Raw genomic sequence first — 1813 nt, 5'->3', positions numbered from 1 at the left:
TAACCATATCGCCTTTTTTAAGCCCTATTTGCGCGAATTTACGGCTCATGTTTATTATCTTTTGATCAAGAACCGGCCATTTTGTTCTCTTGCCAAAAAAAATAAGCGCGTCAGTATTAGAGTAATCTTTGTAACTTTTTTTGAATAACCCATACATGGAAAGGTCAGGATATTCAAGACTGACAGGCGTCGCGCCGTATTGGCTTAACCACGGTTGTTTTTCATACATAATTTATTCCCTCATTTTTTTACAATTCGCCCTTGGCAAGACCGAGTTTTGATAACTGTTCCTCTGTTAATTCAAGCGGTGTTTCAAGTTTTTCTGGATTTTCAACAAGATCGCGCACCATATCAACGGCGCGGGCGCAGTAAATGCCGTCAGTGATTCTGTCGTCAAAGGTCATTGTAATTTTTAATTTATCTCTGGTTTCATCGGTTCCGTCAGGATTTATACGTTTTTCTTTTAATATTTTTCCTATCGCGCAAAATATGCCGCAGTTGCCAATTTCAAAATTATGGTGAAATGGCGCGTCAATTCCTACGCTTCCGGTATTTGTAAAAAATATGGTGCTGTAAAACGGCAAGGAATCAATTATTGACTTTGGAAGCCCGTTATGGTAATCAAGATACCTGAATATGCCGAAAATGAGCTTAATAATAAAACGCGGCATGTGCGTAATAAGAGAATTTATTTTTTCCGCGCTTGTTCCGGAACCCTTCTTAATAGATGAGATGTTATCATTTATTTTCTTGCAGAATTCATCAAGGGACATCAATGGCGAAAATGACATGGTTACATTAACTTCTTCGCCTTCGTCGCTCAACTCTCTTTTAGCGACAAAGTTAAATGAAATGCGGTTCCGTTGGTAATAGCGGAAACCTGAAACAAAACGGTTCATTTTTGGCCTTTGCGCTATCACTCTTACCGCGGCATAGAGAAAAATGTAAAACATGGTGATTTTAAATTCGCCGTTAGAATCTTTTCTTTTCCTGTTGACGTAATCAAGCGTTTTGGTAACGTCAAATTCCTGTTCAAAATAAATTGCCGCCTCAGAGCGGGTCGGCATAAGGTAGGGAAGAAGCTGGGTAAAAAAATGCAAATTTTTTAGATATGTCCCGTCTGGCCGTTTTTTTGTAAACATTTGTTTGCCTCCTTTTGCTTTACAATTTTAACAGCTAATAATAACAAAAAATATTTCATTTCGCGTACATAGTATTGAGTATATACTGTACAAGACGTTTTGGTAATAACTTATTAAGCAAGGTAAAAATATTGTACGAAAAGCCGACCGTATAAACCGGTTTAGGATTATTGCTTTTTGCCGCCTTGTAAATTATTTGCGCCGTTTTCACGGGAGACATGCCTTTACGCTCGTCCTCTTCCATGATCTTAATTGAACGGGAAATACGATCTCCGTAATCCTTGTCGTTTTCATCAAATTTTTTTTCCCTTTTTTCCGTAAAATTAGTGCGGGTGTCTCCCGGCTGGATAGTCGTAACCTTTATATTAAACGGGGCAAGCTCCCCGCGAAGGCAGTTTGAAAGCGCTTCAACGGCGGCTTTGCTAGATGAATAAAAAGCCTGAAAAGGAACATGCAAGGCTCCCGCGACAGAGCCGATAAAAATAATTGTTCCGCCGCCGCCGCTTCGCATATAGGGTATCGCGTATTTGACGGCTTCAAATTGGGCGAAAAAATTAATTTCAAATAATTTTCTCGCGTCCGCCGGGTCAGTTTTTTCAACCGAGCCGGTAATGCCGCCGCCGGCGTTATTGACTAATACGTCAATGCGCTTTTCCGTATTATAAATATCG

3 protein-coding genes are annotated in these 1813 nt (G+C 39.9%); all 3 read right to left on the bottom strand.

Annotated features, from left to right (window positions below):
* Positions 1-229, bottom strand: a 229-nt coding sequence (locus ACYVRA_RS06365) for a hypothetical protein (RefSeq protein ID WP_461251910.1), incomplete at its 3' end; no start/stop codon positions are given.
* Between the two features lie 19 nt (positions 230-248).
* Positions 249-1142 carry a 2-oxo acid dehydrogenase subunit E2 gene (locus ACYVRA_RS06360; protein WP_461251909.1) on the bottom strand — a complete coding sequence of 298 codons (894 nt, stop codon included), beginning with the start codon at positions 1140-1142 and terminating at the stop codon, positions 249-251.
* Between the two features lie 55 nt (positions 1143-1197).
* The coding region (locus ACYVRA_RS06355) for an SDR family NAD(P)-dependent oxidoreductase (protein ID WP_461251908.1) at positions 1198-1813 on the bottom strand (616 nt) is incomplete at its 5' end.

It is taken from the genome of Treponema sp. R8-4-B8 (assembly GCF_054786175.1).
The sequence above is the reverse complement of the archived record's forward strand: the minus strand, read 5'-3'. Positions and strand labels throughout refer to the sequence as shown.

What these genes read in the sequence shown, in the direction of transcription:
- ACYVRA_RS06360 (WP_461251909.1), bottom strand. Translation starts at nt 1,142, where the DNA reads ATGTTTACAAAAAAACGGCCAGACGGGACATATCTAAAAAATTTGCAT.